Annotated in this window: 25 protein-coding genes; 9 read left to right on the top strand and 16 right to left on the bottom strand. The window is 66.6% G+C overall.

Going from position 1 to position 21,998, the window contains the following annotated elements:
- Window positions 1-13 precede the first annotated feature (13 nt).
- The 10 genes from jaqu_RS14610 to jaqu_RS14565 all read right to left on the bottom strand — a co-directional run bounded on the left by jaqu_RS14610 (window position 14) and on the right by jaqu_RS14565 (window position 7,379).
- Window positions 14-1,090 carry a branched-chain amino acid ABC transporter permease gene (locus jaqu_RS14610; RefSeq protein ID WP_043919736.1) on the bottom strand — a complete coding sequence of 359 codons (1,077 nt, stop codon included), beginning with the start codon at window positions 1,088-1,090 and terminating at the stop codon, window positions 14-16.
- Window positions 1,087-1,368, bottom strand: a complete 282-nt coding sequence (locus jaqu_RS14605) for a hypothetical protein (RefSeq protein ID WP_043919735.1) — start codon at window positions 1,366-1,368, stop codon at window positions 1,087-1,089. The genes jaqu_RS14610 and jaqu_RS14605 overlap by 4 nt, the downstream gene beginning before the upstream one ends.
- 4 nt (window positions 1,369-1,372) lie before the next feature.
- Window positions 1,373-2,362, bottom strand: coding sequence for a branched-chain amino acid ABC transporter permease (locus jaqu_RS14600; protein WP_043919734.1), 990 nt, complete (start codon window positions 2,360-2,362; stop codon window positions 1,373-1,375).
- Between the two features lies 1 nt (window position 2,363).
- Entirely contained in the window at window positions 2,364-2,909 is a 546-nt protein-coding gene (locus jaqu_RS14595; RefSeq protein ID WP_043919733.1) for a hypothetical protein, read from the bottom strand.
- Window positions 2,899-3,357 (bottom strand): hypothetical protein, encoded by a 459-nt coding sequence (locus jaqu_RS14590; protein WP_043919732.1) that lies wholly within the window; start codon window positions 3,355-3,357, stop codon window positions 2,899-2,901. The genes jaqu_RS14595 and jaqu_RS14590 overlap by 11 nt, the downstream gene beginning before the upstream one ends.
- Window positions 3,354-3,812: a hypothetical protein gene (locus jaqu_RS14585; RefSeq protein WP_043919731.1), complete on the bottom strand. Its 459-nt coding sequence runs from the start codon at window positions 3,810-3,812 to the stop codon at window positions 3,354-3,356. Before jaqu_RS14585 ends, jaqu_RS14590 begins: the two co-directional genes overlap by 4 nt.
- Window positions 3,813-3,973: 161 nt before the next feature.
- Window positions 3,974-4,783 (bottom strand): ABC transporter ATP-binding protein, encoded by an 810-nt coding sequence (locus jaqu_RS14580; RefSeq protein ID WP_043919730.1) that lies wholly within the window; start codon window positions 4,781-4,783, stop codon window positions 3,974-3,976.
- 33 nt (window positions 4,784-4,816) lie between these two features.
- On the bottom strand, window positions 4,817-5,131 hold the full coding sequence (locus jaqu_RS14575; RefSeq protein WP_043919729.1) for a type II toxin-antitoxin system RelE/ParE family toxin: 315 nt from the start codon (window positions 5,129-5,131) through the stop codon (window positions 4,817-4,819).
- Window positions 5,115-5,363 carry a type II toxin-antitoxin system ParD family antitoxin gene (locus jaqu_RS14570; protein WP_043919728.1) on the bottom strand — a complete coding sequence of 83 codons (249 nt, stop codon included), beginning with the start codon at window positions 5,361-5,363 and terminating at the stop codon, window positions 5,115-5,117. Before jaqu_RS14570 ends, jaqu_RS14575 begins: the two co-directional genes overlap by 17 nt.
- 57 nt (window positions 5,364-5,420) lie before the next feature.
- Entirely contained in the window at window positions 5,421-7,379 is a 1,959-nt protein-coding gene (locus jaqu_RS14565) for an AMP-binding protein (RefSeq protein ID WP_043919727.1), read from the bottom strand.
- A 167-nt stretch (window positions 7,380-7,546) separates the two neighbouring features.
- Here jaqu_RS14565 and jaqu_RS14560 point away from each other — a divergent pair, with 167 nt between their 5' ends.
- From jaqu_RS14560 to dctP, 4 genes are all read left to right on the top strand, one after another.
- Complete coding sequence (locus jaqu_RS14560; RefSeq protein WP_043919726.1) at window positions 7,547-9,430, top strand: hybrid sensor histidine kinase/response regulator; 1,884 nt, start codon at window positions 7,547-7,549, stop codon at window positions 9,428-9,430.
- Window positions 9,427-10,116, top strand: coding sequence for a response regulator transcription factor (locus jaqu_RS14555; RefSeq protein WP_043919725.1), 690 nt, complete (start codon window positions 9,427-9,429; stop codon window positions 10,114-10,116). The genes jaqu_RS14560 and jaqu_RS14555 overlap by 4 nt, the downstream gene beginning before the upstream one ends.
- A 266-nt stretch (window positions 10,117-10,382) precedes the next feature.
- Complete coding sequence (locus tag jaqu_RS14550; protein ID WP_043919764.1) at window positions 10,383-11,954, top strand: phosphate ABC transporter substrate-binding/OmpA family protein; 1,572 nt, start codon at window positions 10,383-10,385, stop codon at window positions 11,952-11,954.
- Window positions 11,955-12,030: 76 nt separating this feature from the next.
- On the top strand, window positions 12,031-13,059 hold the full coding sequence (gene dctP / locus jaqu_RS14545) for a TRAP transporter substrate-binding protein DctP (protein ID WP_052500990.1): 1,029 nt from the start codon (window positions 12,031-12,033) through the stop codon (window positions 13,057-13,059).
- 379 nt (window positions 13,060-13,438) lie between these two features.
- On the opposite strand, the gene jaqu_RS14540 is transcribed toward dctP, so the two are convergent.
- Window positions 13,439-13,894, bottom strand: a complete 456-nt coding sequence (locus jaqu_RS14540; RefSeq protein ID WP_043919724.1) for a MarR family winged helix-turn-helix transcriptional regulator — start codon at window positions 13,892-13,894, stop codon at window positions 13,439-13,441.
- A 79-nt stretch (window positions 13,895-13,973) separates the two neighbouring features.
- On the opposite strand from jaqu_RS14540, the gene jaqu_RS14535 reads away from it, so the two are divergent.
- Window positions 13,974-14,453, top strand: a complete 480-nt coding sequence (locus jaqu_RS14535; RefSeq protein ID WP_043919723.1) for a hypothetical protein — start codon at window positions 13,974-13,976, stop codon at window positions 14,451-14,453.
- Entirely contained in the window at window positions 14,450-14,914 is a 465-nt protein-coding gene (locus jaqu_RS14530) for an anthrone oxygenase family protein (RefSeq protein ID WP_043919722.1), read from the top strand. The genes jaqu_RS14535 and jaqu_RS14530 overlap by 4 nt, the downstream gene beginning before the upstream one ends.
- An 80-nt stretch (window positions 14,915-14,994) precedes the next feature.
- Here jaqu_RS14530 and jaqu_RS14525 read toward each other — a convergent pair whose 3' ends face one another.
- The 4 genes from jaqu_RS14525 to jaqu_RS14510 are packed head-to-tail and all read right to left on the bottom strand — an operon-like array spanning window position 14,995 to window position 19,013.
- The gene (locus jaqu_RS14525) at window positions 14,995-15,735 is read right to left on the bottom strand and encodes an SDR family NAD(P)-dependent oxidoreductase (protein ID WP_043919721.1); all 741 of its coding nucleotides are present in this window, start codon (window positions 15,733-15,735) and stop codon (window positions 14,995-14,997) included.
- Complete coding sequence (locus jaqu_RS14520) at window positions 15,728-16,963, bottom strand: MFS transporter (RefSeq protein WP_043919762.1); 1,236 nt, start codon at window positions 16,961-16,963, stop codon at window positions 15,728-15,730. Before jaqu_RS14520 ends, jaqu_RS14525 begins: the two co-directional genes overlap by 8 nt.
- Window positions 16,960-17,724, bottom strand: a complete 765-nt coding sequence (locus jaqu_RS14515; RefSeq protein ID WP_043919720.1) for a DUF1365 domain-containing protein — start codon at window positions 17,722-17,724, stop codon at window positions 16,960-16,962. Before jaqu_RS14515 ends, jaqu_RS14520 begins: the two co-directional genes overlap by 4 nt.
- Window positions 17,721-19,013 (bottom strand): NAD(P)/FAD-dependent oxidoreductase, encoded by a 1,293-nt coding sequence (locus jaqu_RS14510; RefSeq protein ID WP_043919719.1) that lies wholly within the window; start codon window positions 19,011-19,013, stop codon window positions 17,721-17,723. The genes jaqu_RS14515 and jaqu_RS14510 overlap by 4 nt, the downstream gene beginning before the upstream one ends.
- Window positions 19,014-19,156: 143 nt before the next feature.
- On the opposite strand from jaqu_RS14510, the gene jaqu_RS14505 reads away from it, so the two are divergent.
- Together jaqu_RS14505 and jaqu_RS14500 are read left to right on the top strand one after the other, a co-directional pair.
- On the top strand, window positions 19,157-19,840 hold the full coding sequence (locus jaqu_RS14505) for a sigma-70 family RNA polymerase sigma factor (RefSeq protein WP_084629887.1): 684 nt from the start codon (window positions 19,157-19,159) through the stop codon (window positions 19,838-19,840).
- Window positions 19,837-20,493, top strand: a complete 657-nt coding sequence (locus tag jaqu_RS14500) for a ChrR family anti-sigma-E factor (RefSeq protein WP_043919717.1) — start codon at window positions 19,837-19,839, stop codon at window positions 20,491-20,493. The genes jaqu_RS14505 and jaqu_RS14500 overlap by 4 nt, the downstream gene beginning before the upstream one ends.
- A 15-nt stretch (window positions 20,494-20,508) precedes the next feature.
- On the opposite strand, the gene jaqu_RS14495 is transcribed toward jaqu_RS14500, so the two are convergent.
- The gene (locus jaqu_RS14495) at window positions 20,509-20,979 is read right to left on the bottom strand and encodes a CreA family protein (RefSeq protein WP_043919716.1); all 471 of its coding nucleotides are present in this window, start codon (window positions 20,977-20,979) and stop codon (window positions 20,509-20,511) included.
- Window positions 20,980-21,074: 95 nt separating this feature from the next.
- On the opposite strand from jaqu_RS14495, the gene yghX reads away from it, so the two are divergent.
- Complete coding sequence (yghX, locus tag jaqu_RS14490) at window positions 21,075-21,968, top strand: YghX family hydrolase (protein ID WP_043919715.1); 894 nt, start codon at window positions 21,075-21,077, stop codon at window positions 21,966-21,968.
- Window positions 21,969-21,998: the final 30 nt, after the last annotated feature.

Genomic DNA, 21,998 nt, shown 5'->3' with positions numbered 1-21,998 from the left:
TGATGGCCGTCCGTCAGTGCGGGAAGGGCCACAATCTCAGCTTCTCCTTCGTCAGCCGCCAGAGCTGCGCCAATCCGTGCGGCTCGACCACGAGGAAGAAGACGATCAGCGCGCCCACGATCACGAGGTTCAGATGCGCCACGATGTCGGTGGGCCAGCCCAGGAGGTCCACGCCCAAAACCTTCAGCACGACGGGCAGCAGCACCAGGAATGCCGCGCCAGCGAAGCTGCCGAAGATGCTGCCCAGGCCCCCGATGATGATCATGAAGAGCACGAGGAACGATTTCTGGATGCCGAACGCCTCGCCCACCTCGACGGCGCCGAGATAGATCGTGAAGAACAGCGATCCGCTGACGCCGACGAAGAACGAACTGACAGCAAATGCGCTGAGCTTGGCGCGAAGCGGGTTCACCCCGATGATCTCGGCCGCGATGTCCATGTCGCGGATCGCCATCCATTGGCGCCCCAGAGAGCCGCGTGTCAGGTTGCGCGCGACCCAGGCCAGGATCACCACGAAGAACAGGCAGAACGTGTATTGCGCCCAGGCCTGCGTGTTCGGACCTGTGACGATGACGCCGAACAGCGTCCGCTCCGGCGCGTTGATCTGGCCCGAGGCCGAGTAGTTGTAGAACCACGAGACCTTGTTGAACATCCATACGAGGAAGAACTGCGCGGCCAGCGTGGCGACCGCCAGATAGAACCCCTTGATCCGCAAGCTGGGCAGTCCGAACAGGACGCCGACGGCCGCGGTGATGAAGCCCGACAGGATCGTGATCGTGATCATGTCCATCCAGGGGAAGGCGGTCATCAGCTTGTAGGCCGAATAGGCGCCCACCGCCATGAAACCGCCCGTGCCCAGGCTGACCTGACCGCAATAGCCCGTCAGGATGTTCAGCCCCAGCGCGGCGATGGCGTAGATCAGAAACGGCACCAGCAGCGCGTTGGCCCAATAGTCGGTGACGATGAAGGGCAACAGCAGCGCCGCGAGGGCCAACACGACGTAGTAGCCGCGCCGGTCGAACTTGATCGGGAAGGTCTGATTGTCTGCGCCGTAGGAGGTTTTGAAGTCTCCGGCTTCACGGTAGATCATTGGGCGGCCTCCCGAAGATGAGCGCCGATCCGGCGCAGGCAGAACAGGATCGCTCCGAGTGCGGTCAGGTAGATTGCGGATCCCAATCCGGCGAGCACGTCGCCCAAACCCGGTGACCAATCGCCTGGTTCGGCGACAGGGGTGGCAACCGTGCCGTCGGGATAGGTGTAGGTATACCCGCCCTCAGGGGAAAACGGCGGAAACCAGATCGTCAGCAGCATCAGCAGGGCGCCGAGGAAGCTCAAAATCTGAACGGCGAGCAGGAAACGATCCGCCATACTCTCAAACCCGCTCAATGATCTTCTCCCCGAACAGGCCCTGTGGTCGGAACACCAGGAAGAGCAGCGCCAGCACGTAGGCGAACCAGTTCTCGGTCGCGCCGCCCAGGAAGGGTTGCCCGATGGCGAACTCGAACAGCTTCTCGCCCACCCCGATGATCAGCCCGCCCACGATGGCGCCCGGAATCGAGGTGAAGCCGCCCAGCATCAGCACCGGCAGCGCCTTGAGCGCGATCAGCGAGAGCGAGAACTGCACCCCCGACTTGGCGCCCCACATGATGCCTGCGACCAGCGCCACGAAGCCCGCGATGGACCAGACCAGCACCCAGATGAAATTGAGCGATATGCCCACCGACAGTGCCGCCTGGTGGTCATCGGCCACGGCGCGCAAGGCACGGCCCTGCTTGGTATACTGGCTGAAGGCCACCAGCCCCAGCACCAGGAGCGCCGCGATCACGGTCGCCACGATGTCCAGGTTGTCGATGAAGAACCCGTAGCCGAATATCTCGAACGTCACCGAGTCGATGGTCTCGTTGATGCCTTGCGGCAGGCCCACGTCCAGCGTCTTGATCTCGGATCCCCACATCAGGTCGGCCACGCCTTCCAGGAAATAGGCCAGCCCGATCGTCGCCATGAACAGGATGATCGGCTCCTGGTTGACGAGATGGCGGAAGATGAAACGGTTCACCGCCCAGGCCAGCGCGATCATCACAACGACCGTCAGCGCGATGGCCAGGATCGCGGGCGCCTCCCACCCGAAATAGTGAATGTCCGTGCCGAAGATCGCGTTGATCAGATGGCTGAACGGCACCTGTCCGTTCTGGATACCCACCAGCGTCATCGCGGCAAAAAGCGCCATGACGCCCTGTGCGTAGTTGAAGATGCCCGAAGCTTTGAAGATCAGGACGAAGCCGAGGGCGACGAGTGAATACATCACGCCCGCCATCAGCCCGTTCAGGGCGACTTCTGTGGCGAAGAGAAGTTGGTCGGGCATCCTAGTCCTCCCGCGGGTTGCAGATTTGCATGTCGGCCGGCAACGCTGTCGTGGTGAAACCGTCGGCCCATCGGACGTCCACGAAGACTCCGGGATGGTCGTCAGCGGAACAGGACACCGCGAAGACCGCTTCATCGAAGGTCTCGACGATCCGTTGGCCAAGATTTGGCGGCAAGCCGGGCGCTCGCGCATCGACGGGGCGGAAAACTTCCGTGTCGAGACGCATCTGGATTTCGTCGAACAGCGCAGCGACATCCTCGGTCCAGGTTTCGGACTCGCTCTGGCCGGAGCTTGCGATGCAGTAGCCAAGCGGCTGGCCTTCGTATCGAAGCGTTCCGAGGCCCACGAGGACCGTCGCGTCGCTCGACACGTATCGACCACGCGCGTAGCTGCCCCAGCCGGCGAACGGATCGAGACTGCGGGTCGCGATCGCGGCAATACAACGATCCAACGCCTCGAAGAGCGCGGGCTTAGGCGTGGGCGTGGGGGTCTGCCCGGCGGCGGTCGTCGCCCAGAGAGCTGCGCCGAAGAGGAGATCAACTCTCAAGGTCGGTCTCCCGCGCGGTCAGAGAAATCTCGTCGGCGCCCGACAGGGTCATCTCGACCTCCATCCGAGGCTCTCGCCAAGTGGTGGACCGGAGGGTCAGCGACGTGCCTTCGGCCGACACGGTCTCGTACCGGGAGATGGTCTCGGGCCGGGAGGTCCAGAAAAGAAAGGCGTTTGCCGTCAGTGCGCTATTCGTTCGCGACTCGACGATACACCGGGTTGGTGCGCCGCTCACATGGCCGGTTTCGGCGGAACTGCCCGAAACCGAGAGCGTCCAGTCGAGGGTCGCGTCGGCATAGGGCGTGACGCCGAAGACGTTCTGATTGGACAGGGCGACCAGATCCGTGGGGTGGGTCAGGGCCACGGCCTCCATCGGACCCAGGCAATAGGTCCGGAAGGCCGTCCAGGTGGCATCCTCGGCCGAAGCCGACGATGCCGTCGCAATCAATAGGGCAAGGGTTTTTCCGGCGATCCGACGTCTCTGTCGAGGGCCGGCTGAGGGTCCCGATAGGCCGTGCTCCCGCCGTCGATGCCGGGGTTCGGACCTGTCGCCGCGGGGCAGGTACAGGCTGCCAGAAGCTCGTTCGCTTTCTCCGAGCGCTCCCCGGAAGGTATTGCTTCCAGGGCACTTTTCGCCGCGCGCAGGCCCCAGTCTATATCGCCGTCCACGAGCGGTGGACGGGTCGAGCCGGTCTCGGCCGTCTCGGCCCCCCTGGCATCGCGCGACTGGTGCGCCACCCGCTTGAAGGCGTCGAAGACCGCCTGCTTCTCGTTGATCCGAAGTTCGTCCAGATCCTCGGGGCGGAAGCCCTTCAGCCGCTGGATCGTGTAGTCGGGCAGGCCCCGATCCTCGCCCAGAATTTCGGCAAGGGTCTTCTTCAGCCAGGTCTCGTGATCGGACATATGCAGGTCTCCTTCCATTCGAAAGGACAACCGGGCGGGCGTTAACGGAGTTCCGGAAAGGGCCGTTTTGGCTGTGCACCCCCTGTGCACCCCCTGTGCACCCCCCGTCTGCACAATCGGCACCGGGGCGGCCGTTAACCTTTGCCGGGATCCCCGGGGCGTCAGTCATGCGACACCCCCAGATAGGCGTCGATGACGTCCTGGTTGGAGCGGACCTCGGCGGGCGTCCCGTCGCCGATCTTGCGGCCGTAATCCATCACGACGACGCGGTCCGACAGATCCATGACGACGCCCATGTCGTGCTCGATGAGCGCGATGGTCGTGCCGAACTCGTCGTTCACGTCGAGGATGAAGCGGGACATGTCCTCCTTCTCCTCGACGTTCATGCCGGCCATGGGTTCGTCCAGCAGCAGGAGGCTGGGCTCGGCGGCGAGCGCCCGGGCCAGTTCGACCCGCTTCTTGAGGCCGTAGGGCAGGCGGCCCACGGGCGTCTTGCGGATGTGCTGGATCTCGAGGAAGTCAATGACGCGCTCGACGGATTCCCGGTTGGCCTCTTCTTCCTTGGAGGCCTTCCCCCACCAGAAGGCCTGCTGGAAGATGTTGGCCTTCATCGCGTTGAGCCGTCCGGTCATCACGTTGTCGAGCACCGACATGCCCTCGAAGAGTGCGATGTTCTGGAAGGTGCGAGCGATGCCTTGGCGGGCGACCTGATAGGGCTTCATCTGCGGACGTGGGGCGCCGCGAAACCAGACCTCGCCCTCCTGCGGGACGTAGAAGCCGGAGATGACGTTGAGCATCGAGGACTTGCCCGCGCCGTTCGGCCCGATGATCGCGCGGATCTCGCCCTCGCGGATATCGAACGAGATATCCTTGATCGCCTCCACGCCCCCGAAGCGAAGCGTGATGTTGCGCAGGTCGAGGACGGTATCGCCGATGGTGCGACCGTCGGGGGTGGTGGTGGTGTCTAGCATGGCAGGGCTCCCAAAGGGACATGGGACGCCCTTCTATCGAATGAGCGCGCTCCAATCCTGACGACCATGGCCGATACGCAGGATTTCGATCCCGCCACGATCGGGATCCGTCGCCCGGTAGAAGATGACGTGGGACGCATGGGGAAAGGCGCGGAGTCCCGGCAGCAGGTGGTCCCGTCTGGGAGCGATGCCTGGATGCCGCCCCAGCATATCGAGAACATCGAGGATAGCGTCCTGGTAGCGGTCAGCCTGTTCGATGGACCATTTGCGCACGCCAAAGCGCCATATGTCCGCGAGGTCACCTTCGGCACGCTGGGTAAGCGTCCAGCGCTCACCCACGTTCGACATGCTCCGCGTGCAGACGCGCGCGGAAAGTCTCCCTGTCGAATGGCTTCGCCGGTCCGCTGTCGATCCCTTCCTGAACAAAAGCGCGGATTTCCGCGATCGCCTGACGGCGGGCGCGATCGCGCCTGATCAGGTCGCGGATATAGTCGCTCGCACCGGCATAGTCCGGGCCTTCCGCTTGCTCGTCGACAAAGGCCTTCATCTCGTCGGGCAGGGATACGTTCATCGTTGCCATTTGCGGCCTCCTTCCAAGTCAGGATGGCTTTGTTGGCAATCTTTGGCAAGCCGGTTGTCACTCCGCTGCCTCCACGACCTGCTCCAGGGTCTTCGCTTCCACCGGCACGACCTTCGCGTCGCGCAGGTCCAGCGTGGCGCGGATCTTGCCCTTGCGGCCGTCCTCGTAGGTGACCTCGGTCTCTGTGTAGATTTCGTCCTTGCCGGCATAGAGCGCGTCGATCAGGTCGGCGTACTTCTCCTCGATGGTGCGGCGCTTGACCTTCTGGGTGCGGGTCATCTCTTCGTCGTCCGCATCCAGCTGCTTGTGGAGCACGAGGAAGCGGTGGATCTGGCAGCCCGACAGCATCTCGTCGGCGGCCACGCTCTCGTTCACGGCCTCGACATGGGACTGGATCGTGTCGAGCACGCGGGGGTGCTGCGACAATTCCTGATAGGAGGCGTAGGCGATGTTGTTGCGCTCGGCCCAGTTGCCGACCGCCGTCAGGTCGATGTTGACGAAGGCCACGCAGCGGTCGCGGCCATTGCCGAAGACGACGGCCTCGTAGATCTCGGGGAAGAACTTCAGCTTGTTCTCGACATATTTGGGCGCGAACATCGCGCCCGAGGCCAGCTTGCCCACGTCCTTGGCGCGGTCGATGATGCGCAGGTGGCCGGTATCGGGCTCGATGAAGCCCGCATCGCCGGTCGCGACCCAGCCCTCGGGGTCCTTGGTCGATGCCGTGCTTTCGGGGTTCTGGTAGTATTCCTGGAAGGTGCCGGGCGAGCGGTAGAAGACCTCTCCGTTGTCGTCGATGCGGATCTCGACGCCCGGCGTGGGGGTGCCCACCGTGTCCGAGCGGACTTCGTGGTCTTTCTGCTGGGTGATGAAGACCGATGCCTCGGTCTGGCCGTAGAGCTGTTTGAGGTTGATCCCAATGGAGCGGTAGAAGTCGAAGAGCTCCGGCCCGATGGCCTCGCCGGCGGTGTAGCCCACACGGATGCGGCTGAGGCCCAGCGTGTTCTTGAGCGGCCCGTAGACCAGGAATTCCCCCAGGCGGTACTTGAGCCGGTCCATCGTGCCGACAGGCTCGCCATCCAGCAGGCGGGGGCCGACGCGCTTGGCGTGGCTCATGAAGTAGTCGAACATCCGTTTCTTTAGGGCGCTCGCATCCTCCATCCGGATCATGACGTTGGTGAGCTGGCCCTCGAAAACGCGGGGCGGGGCGAAGTAGTAGGTCGGCCCGATCTCGCGCAGGTCGTGCATGATCGTGTCGGCGGATTCCGGGCAGTTGACCGTGAAGCCGGTGACCATGGCCTGACCGATGGAGAAGATGAAATCGCCGACCCAGGCCATCGGCAGGTAGGCCAACACCTCGTCGGTCTGGCGCAGGCCGTCGAATTCGGACGATGCCTTGGAGGTGGCGACGATGTTGTCGTGGCTCAGCACCACGCCCTTGGGCTTGCCCGTGGTCCCGGACGTATAGAGCATCACGCAGGTCGTGGCGCCGGTCTGCTGGGCGCGGCGACGGTCCATTTCGGCGCGGTCGGCGCCGCGGCCACGCTCGCGCAGCGTCTCCATCGACGAGAGGTGGCCGTGGTCGTATTTCCGCAGGCCGCGTCCGTCGAGATAGATCATGTGGCGCAGGCCGGTGATGCGGTCCTGAACCTCCAGCACCTTGTCCACCTGCTCCTGGTCGCCGGCGATGACGAACTTGGCGTGGCAATGGCCCAGCACGTAGGCGATCTCTTCGCCGACGGCGTCCTGGTAGAGCGGCACGGGGATGCCACCGGCGCATTGCGCGGCGACCATGGCCATGTAGAGCTGCGGGCGGTTGCGGCCGATGACGGCGACGTGCTCTCCGATCTCCAGGCCGAGGTCGATCAGGCCCATTGCCATTTCTTCGATCTCGGCCTTGGCGTCGGACCAGCTCCATTCCTGCCAGATGCCGAATTCCTTCTCGCGATAGGCGGCGGACGCGCCGAAGTCGCGGGCGTTCCGGTCCAGGAACTGCGGAATCGTGGCGAGATCGCTCATGGCTCTCCTCCCAAAGGCCGTGGGCTATGGGGGTGTGTAGGCGGCGATCGTTGCAGGGGTTTTGCCGGATCCTAACGAATTGTTACCGAGAGGAGGGGCGCGGGGCCGCTTCCGGCGGGGGCGCGGCTGGTCTAACGTCGCCCGCATCGGGCGCGGGGAGGGCGGCGATGAAGACGGCCGAGCTGACGCGGGCGGGGCTGAACCTGATCGGGCAGGGGCTGTCGATCTACGATGCCGACCTGCGGCTGGCCGTCTCGAACCGCATGTTCGCCGCCATGTTCGACCTGCCGCCCCGGCTGGTGCGTCCCGGCGCGGCCTTCGCCGACACGATCCGGTTTCTCGCCGAGCGGGGCGAGTACGGCGAGGTGGACGATATCGACGCCGCCGTGGCCGAGCGCGTGGCCCAAGCGCGCACCTTCGAGCCGCATTACCTGGAACGGACGCGACCAAGCGGGCAGGTCGTCTCGGTCGAGGGATCTCCGCTGCCCGAAGGGGGCTGGGTGGCGGTCTATACCGACATCACCGCGATCAAGGCGCAGGAGCGGCTTTTGCGCGCGCGCTCGGAGGTGCTGTCGGATCAGGTGCTGGCCCATGCGGAGGAACTGGCCGCCGCCAACCGTCGTCTGGAGGCGGCGCGCGCCATCGCCGACATCGCCCGGACCGAGGCGACCGAGATGGCCGCGCGCATCCGGCTGACCACCGAGATGCTGCCCGCCCATATCGCGCGGGTCGGGCGAGACAGGCGCTACACCTTCTCGAACCGCAGGCTGGGCGATGTGCTGCCCGGTGCGGGGCCCGATATCGTGGGCCGTGCGATGGAGGACGTGCTGGCGCCGATCTGGCCCGCCGTTCGGCCCCACCTGGAACGCGCGCTGGGCGGGGACGAGGATGCCTTCGAGGTCACGCACGAGGCGTCCGGGCGGCGCCTGCGCGTCAGCTTCACCCCGGACCGGGACGGTGACGAGGTGGTGGGCGTCTACGCCCTGTCGATGGACGTCACCCAGGAGGCGCAGGCCCGTGCGGCGCTGGCGCAGGCGGCAGGCCGTCAGGTCGCGGCGCAACTGACCAGCGGCATGGCCCACGATTTCGGCAACCTGCTGACGGCGATCCTCGGCCTGTCGGACAAGCTGGGCCGGATGGAACTGCCCGGCGAGGCCGGAGAGGCGGTGGATGCCATCCGTCTGGCCGCGACGCGCGGCGCGGGTCTGCTGGACCGGATCGCGGGCCTGTCGGGGCCGCGCGACCTGACGCCCCGCGCCGTGGATCTGAGGGCGCTCCTGGCAGAGGTCGAGGCGCTGGCCGGGCCGTCGCTGACCCGGTCGGTCACGCTGTCGAGCCGGGTCAACGGGTTGGACGATCCGGTTCTGCTGGACCCGGACGCGTTGCGCGACGCTTTGCTCAACCTCGTGCTGAACGCCCGGGACGCGATGCCCGAGGGCGGTGCGATCACGCTGTCGGCGCGGCCGATCCGGGACACCTGGGTCGAGATCGAGGTCGCCGATACCGGGCCGGGGTTCTCCGAAGCGGCCTTGGCGCGGGGCGTGGAGCCGTTCTTCACCGAGAAGGGAGAAGACGGGACCGGGCTGGGCCTGTCCATGGTCTACGACGTGGTCAAGCTGGCGGGCGGGCGCATGGCCCTGTCGAACGGCAAGCGCGGGGGCGCCCGGATCGCGTTGCGGCTGCCGTTGCGCCAGCCGCCGCCCGGCCTGCCGCCAACGCTGGTCCTGCTGGTGGAGGACGCGGTCCACATCCGCGAGGCGGCGCGCGACCGGCTGGTCGCCTCGGGCCATTCGGTGCTGGAGGCTTCGGGCGTGGAGGAGGCGCGGGGGTTGCTGGATATCGACGGGCTTGGGCTGGTCCTGTCGGACATCATGCTGCGGACCGCCGAATCCGGGTTGGACCTGGCTCGGGAGGCGGCGGCACGGGGTCTGCCCGTCGCATTGATGACATCGCTGCCGCCGGACGCCCCGCTCTGGCGGGAAGCGGCGGCGGACTGGCCTGTGATCCGCAAGCCGTTCTCGGTCGAGAAGCTGTCGGCGGTGCTGCCATGACCGCGCGGGTCGCCATCCTCGACGATGACCCCGCCGTGCGCGAGGCGCTGTCGGAGGCGGTGCGCGGCGCGGGGATGGAGGTCGCGGCCTTCGGCCGGGCCGACGCCTTCGAGGCGGCCCTGCAGCGCAGGATGCCCGATATCTGCCTCGTCGATCTGTCACTGCCGGATCGCGATGGCCTGGCCGTGGTCTCGCGGCTCGCGCTGGAGGGCGGCGCGGCGATCATCATCGTCTCGGGCCGCGGCGGCGTGGCCGACCGGGTGGCGGGGCTGGAATTGGGCGCCGACGATTACGTCGTCAAACCCGTGGCCCCCGAAGAAATCGTCGCCCGCATCCGCGCCCGCCTGCGCAAGCCGTCTCCGGCGGCGCGAAACCGCGCCCGGTTCGCCGCGTGGGAGGTGGATTTCGACGCCCACAGCCTGACCGGCGGAGAGGGGGCCGCGACGTTCAGCCAGGCCGAGGGCGAAGTGCTGCGCCTGTTCCTCGACCGCCCGCGCCGCCTGATCACGCGGGCCGAGATGCAGGAGGCGCTGGGCGGCGCGGCGGGCGAGAGCTTCGACCGTGCGATGGATGTGCGCGTCAGCCGCCTGCGCGCCAAGCTGGGCGAGGATCCGAAGGACCCGCGGATCATCAAGACGATCTACGGCGCGGGCTATATCTTCCTGCCGGAGGTCGTCTGGCTGTGATCTTGCCGGAGTTGCCCCGCCCGGCCTGACGCCTCGTCCCAGCGAAGATGCACGGTCATTCGCGCCCGCATGCCTTGGTGCGAGAAATGGCCGGCACCGCCAAATGGCGCCGATATCACCGAGTATCCGCCGTATTCGAGCACAATTGTCGCCTTTCTCCGGTGATCTGCTCCGCCATCGGTATGACGACCCAATGGTCGGGACGGGAAATTGTGATGCGCACCGGTATCGCGCGAGTGAATTTATGGGAACGGGACACGGATCACATGATCAAACGCAGAAAAATCCAACTCGCGGCGATGCTGACGCTTTCGACCGCCCTCGCGGCCCCTGTGGCAGCAGAGATGGTCACACTCCAATCCAAGGACGGCGCCACGCATCTGCGCGGCGAACTCTTGTCGACGCAGGACGGGAACTACCTGCTGCGGACCGCACTGGGCGAGGTCACCATCAGTCAGGACCTCGCCTATTGCGAGGGCGATGGCTGTCCGAACCCCGCTCTGCAGGGCTTCCGGGTGGCCGGTTCCCGCGTTCTGGCGGATGAGCTTTTCCCGTCCCTTCTGGCCGCCTTCTCGGGCGAGCAGAGCGGTGGCCAGGTCCTGTCGCTCGACGCGAATTCCAAGGCCTATGCCCTGTTCTCGGGTGCGACGGAGGACGAGACCGTCTTCGTGACCGCGTCCGATACGCGGGCCGGTCTGGACGCGCTCTACGACAACGAGGCCACCTTCGCGCTGGCGTCGCGTCCGGCCCGGAACCGCGAGGCGCGCCGCTTCGCCGAAGCCGGTCGCGGCGAGCTGCGCGAGGAAGGCCAGGAGCATGTCATCGCGCTGGACGGGCTCGTGCTGGCGACGCATCCGGAGAACCCGGTGCGCGCGATCACCGAGATCAACGCGGCGCTGGCCTTCGGCGGCGTCATCACCGACTGGCGGGAACTCGGCGGCCGGCCCGGCCCGATCAACCTGTATGTCCGGGGCAACGACACCGGCACCCGCGAGGTGTTCGACGGTCTGCTGATGCGGCCCAACGGGCTGTCGCTGGCGGCGAATGTCCAGGTTATGGACACCGACGCCGAGGTGGCCAAGGCCGTCGCACGCGACCCGGCCGGTCTGGGCTTCACGTCCTTCGCCAACGTGGGCGAGGCGGCCTCGCTGGAGATCGAGGGTGTCTGCGGGATCCGGACGCCGGCTTCCGAATTTACCATCCAGACGGAGGAATACCCGCTCACCCGGCTTCTGTACCTCTACCAGGACAACCGCCGCCTGCCCGATACCGCGCGCGAGATGCTGCGCTTCATCGAGAGCGAGGCCGGTCAGGACATCGTCGAGAAGGTCGGCTTCGTGAACCAGGAGATCGGCGAGATCTCGATCAACGAGCAGGGCCTCCGGGTGGCGTCCTCGATCATGGCCAACGAGACGCCCGAGGACGTCTTCGCGATGCGCGAGATGGTCTCGCTGCTGCTGAACGCCGACCGTCTGACGACGACGTTCCGCTTCGAGACGGGCTCTTCGCGCCTGACCTCGCGGTCGCAACAGGACGTGATGCGTCTGGGGCGGATGCTCCAGAGCCCCGAATTCGCCAACAAGGAGCTGATCTTCGTCGGCTTCACCGACTCGGTCGGCAAGGCGGATCTGAACCAGGCCCTGTCGGTGCAGCGCGCCGAGACGGTCCGCAACGTGGTCTTGTCGCGCTTCCCCGACCTGCGGTCGCGGGTCCGGACACGGGCGGCCGGCTACGGCGAGGTATCGCCCCTGGGCTGCAACGAGACCGACAACGGACGCCGCATCAACCGCCGCGTCGAGGTCTGGGTGCAGGACATCGCGGCAGGGACCGACTCGTGAGCGGCCCGGACATGAACATTCGAACGCAGATCATGGCCGCCCGAAACCCGGCCGCGCCCCGCACAGGAGTGCTGACATGAACATGAAGTCCCTGGCCCTTGCCGCTTCGGTCGCGCTGACCCCCGTGGCGGCGGTCGCCGATCCAGCCGGGTGCGATCCGAACGAAGAACGGCTCGTCTTCTCGCATATCACGGCGATCAGCGGTCACCCGAAAGGAGAGGCGGCGGCCTCGTTCGCCGAGGTGGTCAACGAGCGCATGGACGGGCGCTATTGCGTCGAGGTCTTCGGCAATTCGGATCTCTACACGGATGGTCCGGAACTGTTCGAAGCCATGCTGGCCGGCGAGGTCCATTTCGCCGCGCCGTCGATGTCGAAGCTGTCGCCGTTCACGCCGCGCTTCCAGCTCTTCGAGATCCCGTTCCTGTTCGACGGTCCGCTTCACGCGATGGAGTTCTTCAACTCCGATGACGCGCGCCGGCATCTGCTGTCCGAACTGGAGGATGACGGGTTCTACGGCCTGAACTTCTGGTCGAACGGGATGCGTCAACTCTCGGCCGACGTGCCGCTGAGAGGACCTTACGACGGTGCGGGACGGACCTTCCGGGTGCAGGCCTCGACGCCGATCATCAACCGGCAGATCGAACTGATGGGGATCACGCCCAAGAAGCTCGCCTTCAAGGACGTCCACGATGCGCTCGCCTCGGGCGAGGTGCAGGGACAGCAGAATACGTGGTCGAACATCTACTCGAAGGAGTTCTATCTGCATCAGGCGGCCGTGACCGAGACGAACCACACCTATCTCGGCTACGTGTTCATGACGTCGACGCGCTTTCTGGACGGGCTCGATCCGCAGACCCGGCGGGAATTCGTCGAACTGGCGGATCTGGTCACGCATGAGCGCAACCGCTTCGCCTACGAACTCAACCAGATGGCGCGCGAAGAGATCCTGTACGATGACGGCATCGTCATCCGGCTCTCTCCGGACGAACTTCAGAAATGGCGCGACGCGTTCGCTCCGATCCTGATCGAGTTCCGCGACGTGGTCGGCTCCGAGCTTCTGGACGCCGCGATGCGCATCAACGCAGAGACCGATCCCTTCAACTGATCGGACCGGATCGAGCGAGAGGGCGGCGCCACGTGCGCCGCCTTTTTCATGCGCGGCCGAAGATGTGGTCGTGATGGGCGGGGGGGATGGATCCCGAGGCGCAGGTGGGTGGCATCCGTCTGGGAGCGGGGTTGCAAGAGGACACTGGGGGGCCGCGTCAACGGACGACCCGGGGGATGGGGATGCGTTTTCTGGCGGGATAGAGTGGGGGGCGACGTCCGCTTCGAGCCCAAAGCGATTGATGCTGCGTGGGGCACGAATGGCCGCTCCCAACGTTTCGCATACCTCTAGAGCTTCCCCCGACGACGTGCCGAAATCTGCTGGCAACCCAATCGAGTCAACGAAATGGGTTCACTCCGGTCTTCTGTGTGGGTGCGCCCTACCGGTCAGTCTGTGCCCCTACCTTCAATCCTTCCACCGCCTTGCCGATGGCCACGACGAACCGCTCCCGTTCCGCCGCCTCCATGCCTTCCATGGCCATCGCGTTGACTTCGCGCGCCGCCGCCTCGGCCGGCCCGCGTAGGTCGCGCGCACGTCTCGTGAGGTGGATGGTCTTCGCCCGTGCGTCCGCTTCGTGCGCGCGGCGCTCGATCAGCCCGTCGCGTTCCATGCGCGCCAGGGTGTTGGCCATCGTTGCTTGCTCGACGTCCAGCCGGTCGACGAGGTCGCGCTGGGTGAGGCCGTCCTCGTCCCACAGCTCCAAGAGCGTCATGAACTGCGCCGGGGCTAAGCCGAGGGGCCGGATGCGCTCGTGCAGGCGCTGCGCGAAAAGCCGCGCCATGTGGTTGGCGAGGTAGCCTGCTGAGCGGGTGCGGTCGAAACGGTCTCTCGTCATATACATTCCTTTACCACTTGCATAGCGCGCTATGCAATGCTATCTGGATACATAGCACGCTATTGGAAAGGATAGTGCTATGAAACGCTCCTCCCTCGTCATCCTCCACGCGGTCGCGGGATCGGTGGCCCTCCTCACCGTTTTTACGTTCTGGACCTCGGCCGTCGTCGCCGAGCTGGCCTTTGGGCATTCCGGCATCGCCGCCGTCCGAACAGGCATCCTCTACGCGCTTCCGATTCTTGTTGTCGCGCTCGCGGCTGCGGGTGGCAGCGGCAGCAGGCTGGCCGGGCGCTCCGCCGCGCCAATCATCCGAGGCAAGCAGCGCCGCATGAGACTCGCGGCGGCGAATGGCCTCTTGGTGCTCGTTCCCTCCGCGATCTTCCTCGCATGGAAGGCATGGCACGGCGCCTTCGATGCGGCCTTTACCACGGTGCAGGCGGTCGAGCTGGTCGCCGGGGCCATCAATATCGTCCTGCTTGGCCTCAACATGCGCGCGGGAATGCGGATGCGCGCGCGGCGGATCCGCGCCCATGCCTGCGGGTCGGGGGTGGTCGCATGAGGACCGCCTTTGGCTATCTTGCTGTGCTGTGGGCCTCGTTCTTCACCGGCACGATGATCTGCATCGGCATCGCCTTCGGCGGCTACTGGCGGAGCCTACCGCCGGACGCCTTCCTCGCCTGGTTTGCGGCGAACGAAGGTTTCATCGCGCGCGCCATCCAGGTGGTCGCCGGCCCGGCCGCCCTCGGCCTCCTCGCCTCGCTCTGGCTTGCCCGGCACGACCGGACGCGCCGTCCCGCATGGCTCTTGGCAGTGGCCTCCATGGCGGGGGTCGGGTTCGTCACCGCGGTATACCACCTGCCGACCAACGCTGCCTTCGCGAACGGCGCGGTGGCATCCGCCGCCGTGCCTGCGACCCTCGCGATGTGGCTCTGGCTCCATGCCCTACGCATTGCGCTCGGGGTGCTGGCGAGCGGCGCGGCACTGCACGCCGTAGAAAAAGGGCAGAGCGTTTCAGGCTGACGTCGCGGACGTATAGCTATCTGCAAAACCGGACCTCCAGCGGATGCCGATTAACGGCAGCTCCGTCACGCCACGCCCCCTCACCCTTTCTTCATCATCCCGTACCACGCCCAGTCGGGCAGGAACTGGCCTCCGACGCGGAAGAGCCAAGCGAAGGGGGTGGGGAAGCTGCGCTTGAAGTCGTCGGTCAGCATCAGCTCGAACATGTGCTGCGCGGCCTCTTCGGGCTCCATGAGTTGGGGCATGGAGAAGTCGTTCTTGTCCGTCAGGCGGGTGCGGATGAAGCCGGGATTGGCCACCTGGACCAGAACGCCGGTGCGGCGCAGGTCGGCATGCATCCCCTCGGCCAGCCACATGACGCCCGCCTTGGACGCGCCGTAGCCCGTCGCGCCGGGCAGGCCGCGGAAGCCCGAGAGCGAGCCGGTCAGCACGATGTGGCCCCGGTCGCGCTCGACCATCGGGCCGATCACGGCGCCCACCGCGCGGACGGCGCCGGTGAAGTTGACGTCGGCCATCGCCTCGACCTGCTCGGCATTCCACTCCTGCGCGGGCTGGGGCCAGTAGACCCCGGCGAGGAAGACCATGCCGTCGATCTCTCCGGCCTCGTTCGCGGCGCGTTCGACATCGGCGCGGTCCGAGACGTCGCAGGGCAGGACCTGTGCCCGGCCCGGCAGCGTGTCGGCAACCTCGCGCAGCTTGTCTTCGGAGCGGGCGGAGAGGATGACCTCCGCCCCCGCCGCCGAGAGCTTGCGGGCCAGCGCCGCACCCAGCCCGTCTGAAGCGCCGATCAGCCAATAGCGGGTGCCGCGGAAGTCACGCATGTCTCGTCTCCTGTCTTTCGTCGGAGATGGGGGCGAGGGCGAGCGCGGCAAGGGCGGCAGCCTTCAGCGCCAGCGGGAGGCCCGCATAGAGCAGCGTCAGAAGGGTCAGCGCGGCGTCCGGGCTTTCGCCGCCCGTGTTCAGGCCCGCCGCCTCGAGCGCCGGAAAGAGGGCGATGGCCGCGAAGGCGAGCGTCAGCTTGGTCACAAAGGCCCAGAGGCCGAACCCGTCCGCGCCGGACGGTGCGATGGTCGCCATGCGCCGCGCGAAGAGGGCGGGCAGAAGCGTCAGGTCCGCCCCCATCGCGGCACCGGACGCGACGCAGATCACCGCAAAGGCGGCCACGTCGCCCGCGCCGAGGGTCAGGGCGAAAGCGAAGGTCACGATGGCCAGCACCATCGCCGCCATAAGGGTGCGGCGCGGGCCCTGGGATTGCGCGATCCGCCCCCAGAGCGGGGCCGATGCCGCGGCCGAGACGAAGAACAGAAGGAGCAGCGGACCCTCCATGCCCGGCGCCTCGAGGCGGTCGATCACGAAGAACAGGAACAGCGTCGACGTCACGGCGACCGGCGTCGCGTTCAGGAGCGCCACGGCAAGCAGCCAGCGGGCCGGTCCGTCGCGCAGGATGGCGCGCAGCCCGGTCGAGGGGGCCTCTGTTCCGGTGGCGCGCCACTCGGGTGCCATCAAGGTAATGGCCACGAGGACGGCGATCACGAAGATCCCGGCATAGAGCGCGAAGGGCGCCCCCGTGAAGGCGAGCGCCGTGGGCAGGATCGCCGCCACGCAGACCCCGGCCAGCGCCCCCGTCTCGCGCCACGCGGCGAGCCGGACATGGGCCGAGCCGAGGTCTTCGGCCTTGGTCACGCCCTGGGCGTAGAAACAGATCGTCAGGAACGAGAAGGACGTGAAGAGACCCGCAAGCGAGAGCGCGAACCACCAGACCGGCGGCAGAAGCGGCGGAACGGCGAAGAGCGCCACCATCGACACCGCCATGATCGACCCGGCGCCCGCGACCATGGCGGCGCGGCGGGCGCGCGTCATCTCGGCCAGGCGACCCAGCAGCGGGTCCTGCACCACGTCGATGAGGCGCAGCGCAAAGAGCGCGACCGAAAGCTGCGCCAGCGTCACGCCGTAGCTGTCCACGTAGAAGCGCGGCGCGTGGATGTAGATCGGCAGCCCGGCGGCGGAGAGGATGGCGGCGAAGGCGGCGTATCGGGGAAGGCCGCTCAGCGGGAGACCTCTTGCGCGGGGGGCGTCGGCCGGGTCCGGAAGGGCGCGCCCTTCCACCAGAGCTTGAGCGCCTGCCAGTGGATCAGGCCCAACACCCGCCGCGACCCGAACGGCCGGCGCGCCATCGCGCGCAGCAACCCGCCCGTGGTCAGCGCGCGGCGCGGGCCGGCGAGCGTCGCTAGCAGGCGTCCGGCTTGGTGGCGGTAGTCGATCCAGATGCCGATATGGTCATCCCGGAAATCGAAGCGGAACGTGTAGCCCCCTTCGACGGGCTGAAAGGGCGAGACGTGGAGCGACTTGCGGGCGGTCAACCGCATCTCGGGCGTGATCGCGGCGAACCCGTCCGCATGGACGAGGTAGGAATGGCGGTCGCCGTAGGTGTTCGTCACTTCGGGGATGACCAGCCGCAGCACGCCGTCGGTATCGTGGCACAGCCAGAAGGAGACCGGGTTGAAGACATGTCCCAGCACGCGGGGCTGAGCGAGCAGGTCGATCCGTCCCCAATCGACGGGCGCATCCAGATCGTCGAGCACGCGGCGCACCCACGCCGTACCCGTGCCCTTTCCCGGAGGGCCGCCATGATCAGACGCCCAGAGCGAGACGGGCGCGCGGGCGTTCAGTCTCATGGGCCAGGGCAAGCGAGGTGTGGCTTCGGGTTCGAGCAGTACGTAGTCGACGCCGTAGGTAAAGGCGTTGCGGACGCCGGGCGCCTCTTCCCGACCGTGGAAGGTGCGGGCGGGAATATGCTGGGTCCGGCTCACGCGGCGGCGTCCACCGCGTCGCGACGCGCCATGGCGCGCGCCACCGCGACCGCGGAGGCGTAGCCGTCCTCGTGGAACCCGTTCCGCATCCAGGCCCCGCAATACCAGGTACCCCGTGTCCCGTTCCGGGCCTTGAGTTCCTCGACCGCCGAGAGCATCGGCAGATCATAGAGCGGATGCCGGAAGGTGGTCACGTCGTGGATCAGATCCTCGCGGATCGGGGTCTGCGGGTTGAGCGTGACGAAGAGCGGGTCGTCCTTGGGGATCGGCTGAAGCTCGTTCATCCAGTAGGTCAGTCCGATGCGCTCTGGCGGTGTGTCACCCTCGACGTAGTTCCAGCAGGCCCAGCACTTTCGGTTGCGGGGCATCTGCGCCGGGTCGGAATGGAGGACGGCCTCGTTCGGCTGCGTCCGGATACGGGACAGGATCGCCTGTTCCTCGGGGTCGGCATCGGCGAGCAGGCGCAGCGACACATCGGCATGGGTGGCCAGGATCACCTCGTCGAAGCTATCCCATTCGGCGCCGTCGAGCTTGACCTGAGCGCCGCCATGGGCGCGGGTGACCGCCTGGACGGGCGCCCCGGTGCGGATCTCGACGCCCAGGCGGCGCAGCTCGGCTTCCAGCCGGCGAACATATTCGATCGACCCGCCCTTCACCGTGAACCAGGCATGCTGGCCGCTATGGTGCAGCAGGTTGTGGTTGTCGAAGAAGCGGATCATCGCCTCGGCGGGGAAATCCATGATCTCGGACCGGGGGGTGGACCAGATCGCGCCGGAGATGGGGCCGAGATACCATTCGCGGAAGGCATGACCCAGGCCGAGGCTGTCGAGGAACTCGCGCAGGGACATCGAGCCGTCCTTGCGGGCCTCGGCCGCGTTGGCGTTGAACCGCATGATATCGCGGACCATGCCCATGAAGCGGGGGTGCAGCAGGTTGCGCCGCTGTGCGAACAATGTGTCGACGGTGCGCGTCGAGTATTCCAGCCGTCCGCCGCGCAGGGAGGCGGCGAAGGTCATGTCGCTGTCGGCGATCGGCACGTCGAGCCTGTCGAAGAGCGCGACGAGATGCGGATAGTTGACCTTGTTGAAGACGATGAAGCCCGTATCCACCGGCTGATCGCCGTTTTTCCCGGCAATCACGGTGCGGGCGTGACCGCCGAGCCGAGTCTCGGACTCGATCAGGGTGACGGCATGGTCGCGCGCCAGTTCAAGGGCTGCGGCCATGCCGCTGATCCCGCCTCCGATGACGGCGATGCGTCTGGGGGTCGGGCCGGTCCGTTCGAAGGGCACGTGATGGTCTCTCGTCTTGTTGGGAAGTCGTGAGCATTACGCGCTGTATCGCGCTTCGGATCAAGCGAAAGGCGTGACGCGACGTCGCAGCTTGGGACTGATCCGGTGTTGGACCTCAGTCGTGGGCGTGTGGAGGTTGATGAATGCGTGATACTGCCGGATATTGCGAAGGGTCGGACGTCGTGGAGTTACCACGTCCGTCCCATGGCCTGAACCCGGAGCGCCGCGTGTCCATCGACGTACAAGACGAGGGCTACTGGACCGCGCAACTCGTGGCCGTCGGCAGAAGCCGGGACCGCGGCGCGTTCGAGGCCCTGTTCCGTCAGTACGGACCGCGGGTGAAGGCGTTCCTGATGCGGGGCGGCATGCCGGAAGGCGCGGCTGAGGATGTGATGCAGGACGTGATGGTGACGGTCTGGAGAAAGGCGCACATGTTCGACCCCCAGCGGGCGAGCGTGGCGACGTGGCTGTTCGCCATCGCGCGGAACCGCCGGATCGACCTGATCCGCCGGGCCCGCAGGCCCGAGCCGGAGGATCTGCCCTGGGGTCCCGAACCGAACCCCGAGCAGGTCGACGCGCTGGCCTTGCAGGAGGACAGCCGCCGTCTGGCCGATGCCGTGGCGCAATTGCCGCCCAAGCAGCGCGATCTGGTCGAGAGGGCCTTCTACGGCGACCTGACACATACCGAAATCGCGGATGCGACCGGATTGCCTCTGGGGACGATCAAAAGCCGCATCCGGCTTGCAATCACGCGTCTCAGAAGCGCAATGGACACTGATAGGACCCGGCCTATGTCGATTGGCGGGGACGAAGGGACGAAACGATGACCGTGACACATCCGATCGGGGACGATCTGCTGCTGGGCTACGCGGCAGGACGTCTGCCGGCAGCAATGGATCTGATGGTGGCCAGCGCCGTGTCGCTGGACGATGACGCGCGCGCCCGCCTGGCCGGGTTCGAGGAGCTTGGCGGCGCCCTGGTGGAACGCTCCCGCGTGGCACCGCTCAGGGATGACAGCTTCGAGTGCGTGATGGAGCGGATCCAGTCCGCTCCGCCCGAAGAGACGGTCCGCTGGGACGAGAAGGCGCCCAGCGAGGGTGCGGTGCTGCCCAAGCCCCTGCGCGATGCGGCAGGCGGCGATCTCGACGATCTGCGCTGGAAATCTGTCGGCATGGGCGTCCGGCAGGTCGTCCTCGAATCCGGTGCGGACGGGACCGCGCGTCTCCTGTCGATCCCGGCGGGTCAGGCGATGCCGGACCATGGGCATTCGGGCACCGAGGTGACGCTGGTCCTCAAGGGCGCCTTCATCGACGGTGACGAACGGTTCGCCCGTGGCGACATCGAAGTCGCCGACGACCAGACCCAGCACATGCCCGTCGCCGATCTGGGCGAGGATTGCATCTGCCTCGTGGTCACGGATGCACCGCTCAAATTCCGCCAGCTTCTACCGCGGATTGCCCAGCGATTCCTCAACATCTGACGGTGGGCCGGCGGCTCACTCCGTCGGTGCCTCGGCCAGTGTGGCATTGTAGAGAGGAACGGTCGAGATCGACATCTTGGCCGATCCTTCCGTCAGTTCCTGCGCGTGGGCGAGGTAGATCAGGGTCTGGTTCGCCTCGTCGAAAATGCGCTTGATCCGCAGGGTCTTGAGGATGATGGACCGGCTTTCGCGGAAGACCTGCTCTCCGTCGGGGCTGCGGTCGATATCGCCGATGCGGATCGGGCCGGTCTGTCTGCAGGCGATGGACGCGTTCGACGGGTCCTCGAACCAATTGCCCTGGCTGAGGCGGTCGATGAGGCTGCGCTCGAAATAGGCGACGTGACAGGTCACGCCTTCGACCTCGGGGTCGGCGATGGCCTCGATGATGATGTCGTTCCCTACCCAGTCGACGCCGACCTCGCCGACCTGTTGGGCGGAGGCTGGTGTGGACAGGGCCAGCAGAGTGGCGACGATGATGCGTCTCATGGCGTTCCTTCCCCTCGTCGATGAACCGGTGCGGGCCCGACTGTGCCCTGCCCGGCGTCGCGCTATCCTTACAGTACAAACCGGGGAGAGACGACATGGAACGGATGACCGCGAAGGACTTCGATCAGGAGCTTCTGGACCTCTACGACTTCTACGCGCACGGAAAGATCTCGAAGCGCGAGTTCCTCGACCGGGCCGGCAAATGGGCCGTGGGCGGGGTGACGGCGGCGGCGCTCTTGGGACAGCTGTCCCCGAACTACGCGCTGGCGCAGCAGGTCGCCATGGACGACCCGGACATCTCTGGCGAGGACATCACTTACGCTTCGCCAAATGGTCACGGAGAGGTGAACGGCTACCTCGTGCGTCCGGCCGAAACCGATCCGGAGCGGCCGCCCGCCGCCGTGCTGGTCGTGCACGAGAACCGGGGCCTGAACCCCTATATCCGCGACGTCGCGCGCCGCGTCGCGAAGGCCGGATTCGTTGCGCTCGCGCCGGACGGCCTGACAAGCGTCGGCGGCTATCCCGGCAATGACGACGAAGGGCGCGAATTGCAGCGCCAGGTCGACGGCGAGCTTCTGATGAACGACTTCTTCGCGGGCTTCGAGTACCTCAAGGGACTGGACGGCACCAACGGCAAGGTCGGCGCGACGGGGTTCTGCTATGGCGGGGGCGTCGTGAACGCGATCGCGGTGGCCTATCCGGAGCTGGATGCGGGCGTTCCCTTCTATGGCCGGCAGGCGTCGGCCGAAGACGTGCCGCGCATCGAGGCCCCGCTGTCGTTCCAGTACGCCGCGCTGGACCAGCGGATCAATGCAGGCTGGCCCGCCATGCAGCGTGCCCTGGAAGAGAACGACAAGATCTACGAGGCGCATATCTATCCGGACGTGAACCACGGCTTTCACAACGACACGACGCCCCGCTACGACCCCGAAGCCGCCGCGCTCGCCCAGGAGCGGATGATCGCGTGGTTCCGCGTCTACCTCGCTTGATCCTCCGCGGTTCCGGACGATAGCCTGAGG

The sequence above is a fragment of the Jannaschia aquimarina genome, assembly GCF_000877395.1.
Taxonomy (GTDB): Bacteria; Pseudomonadota; Alphaproteobacteria; order Rhodobacterales; family Rhodobacteraceae; genus Jannaschia; species Jannaschia aquimarina.
Note: the sequence above shows the minus strand (reverse complement) of the source record. Positions and strands in the feature narration are given on the sequence as shown.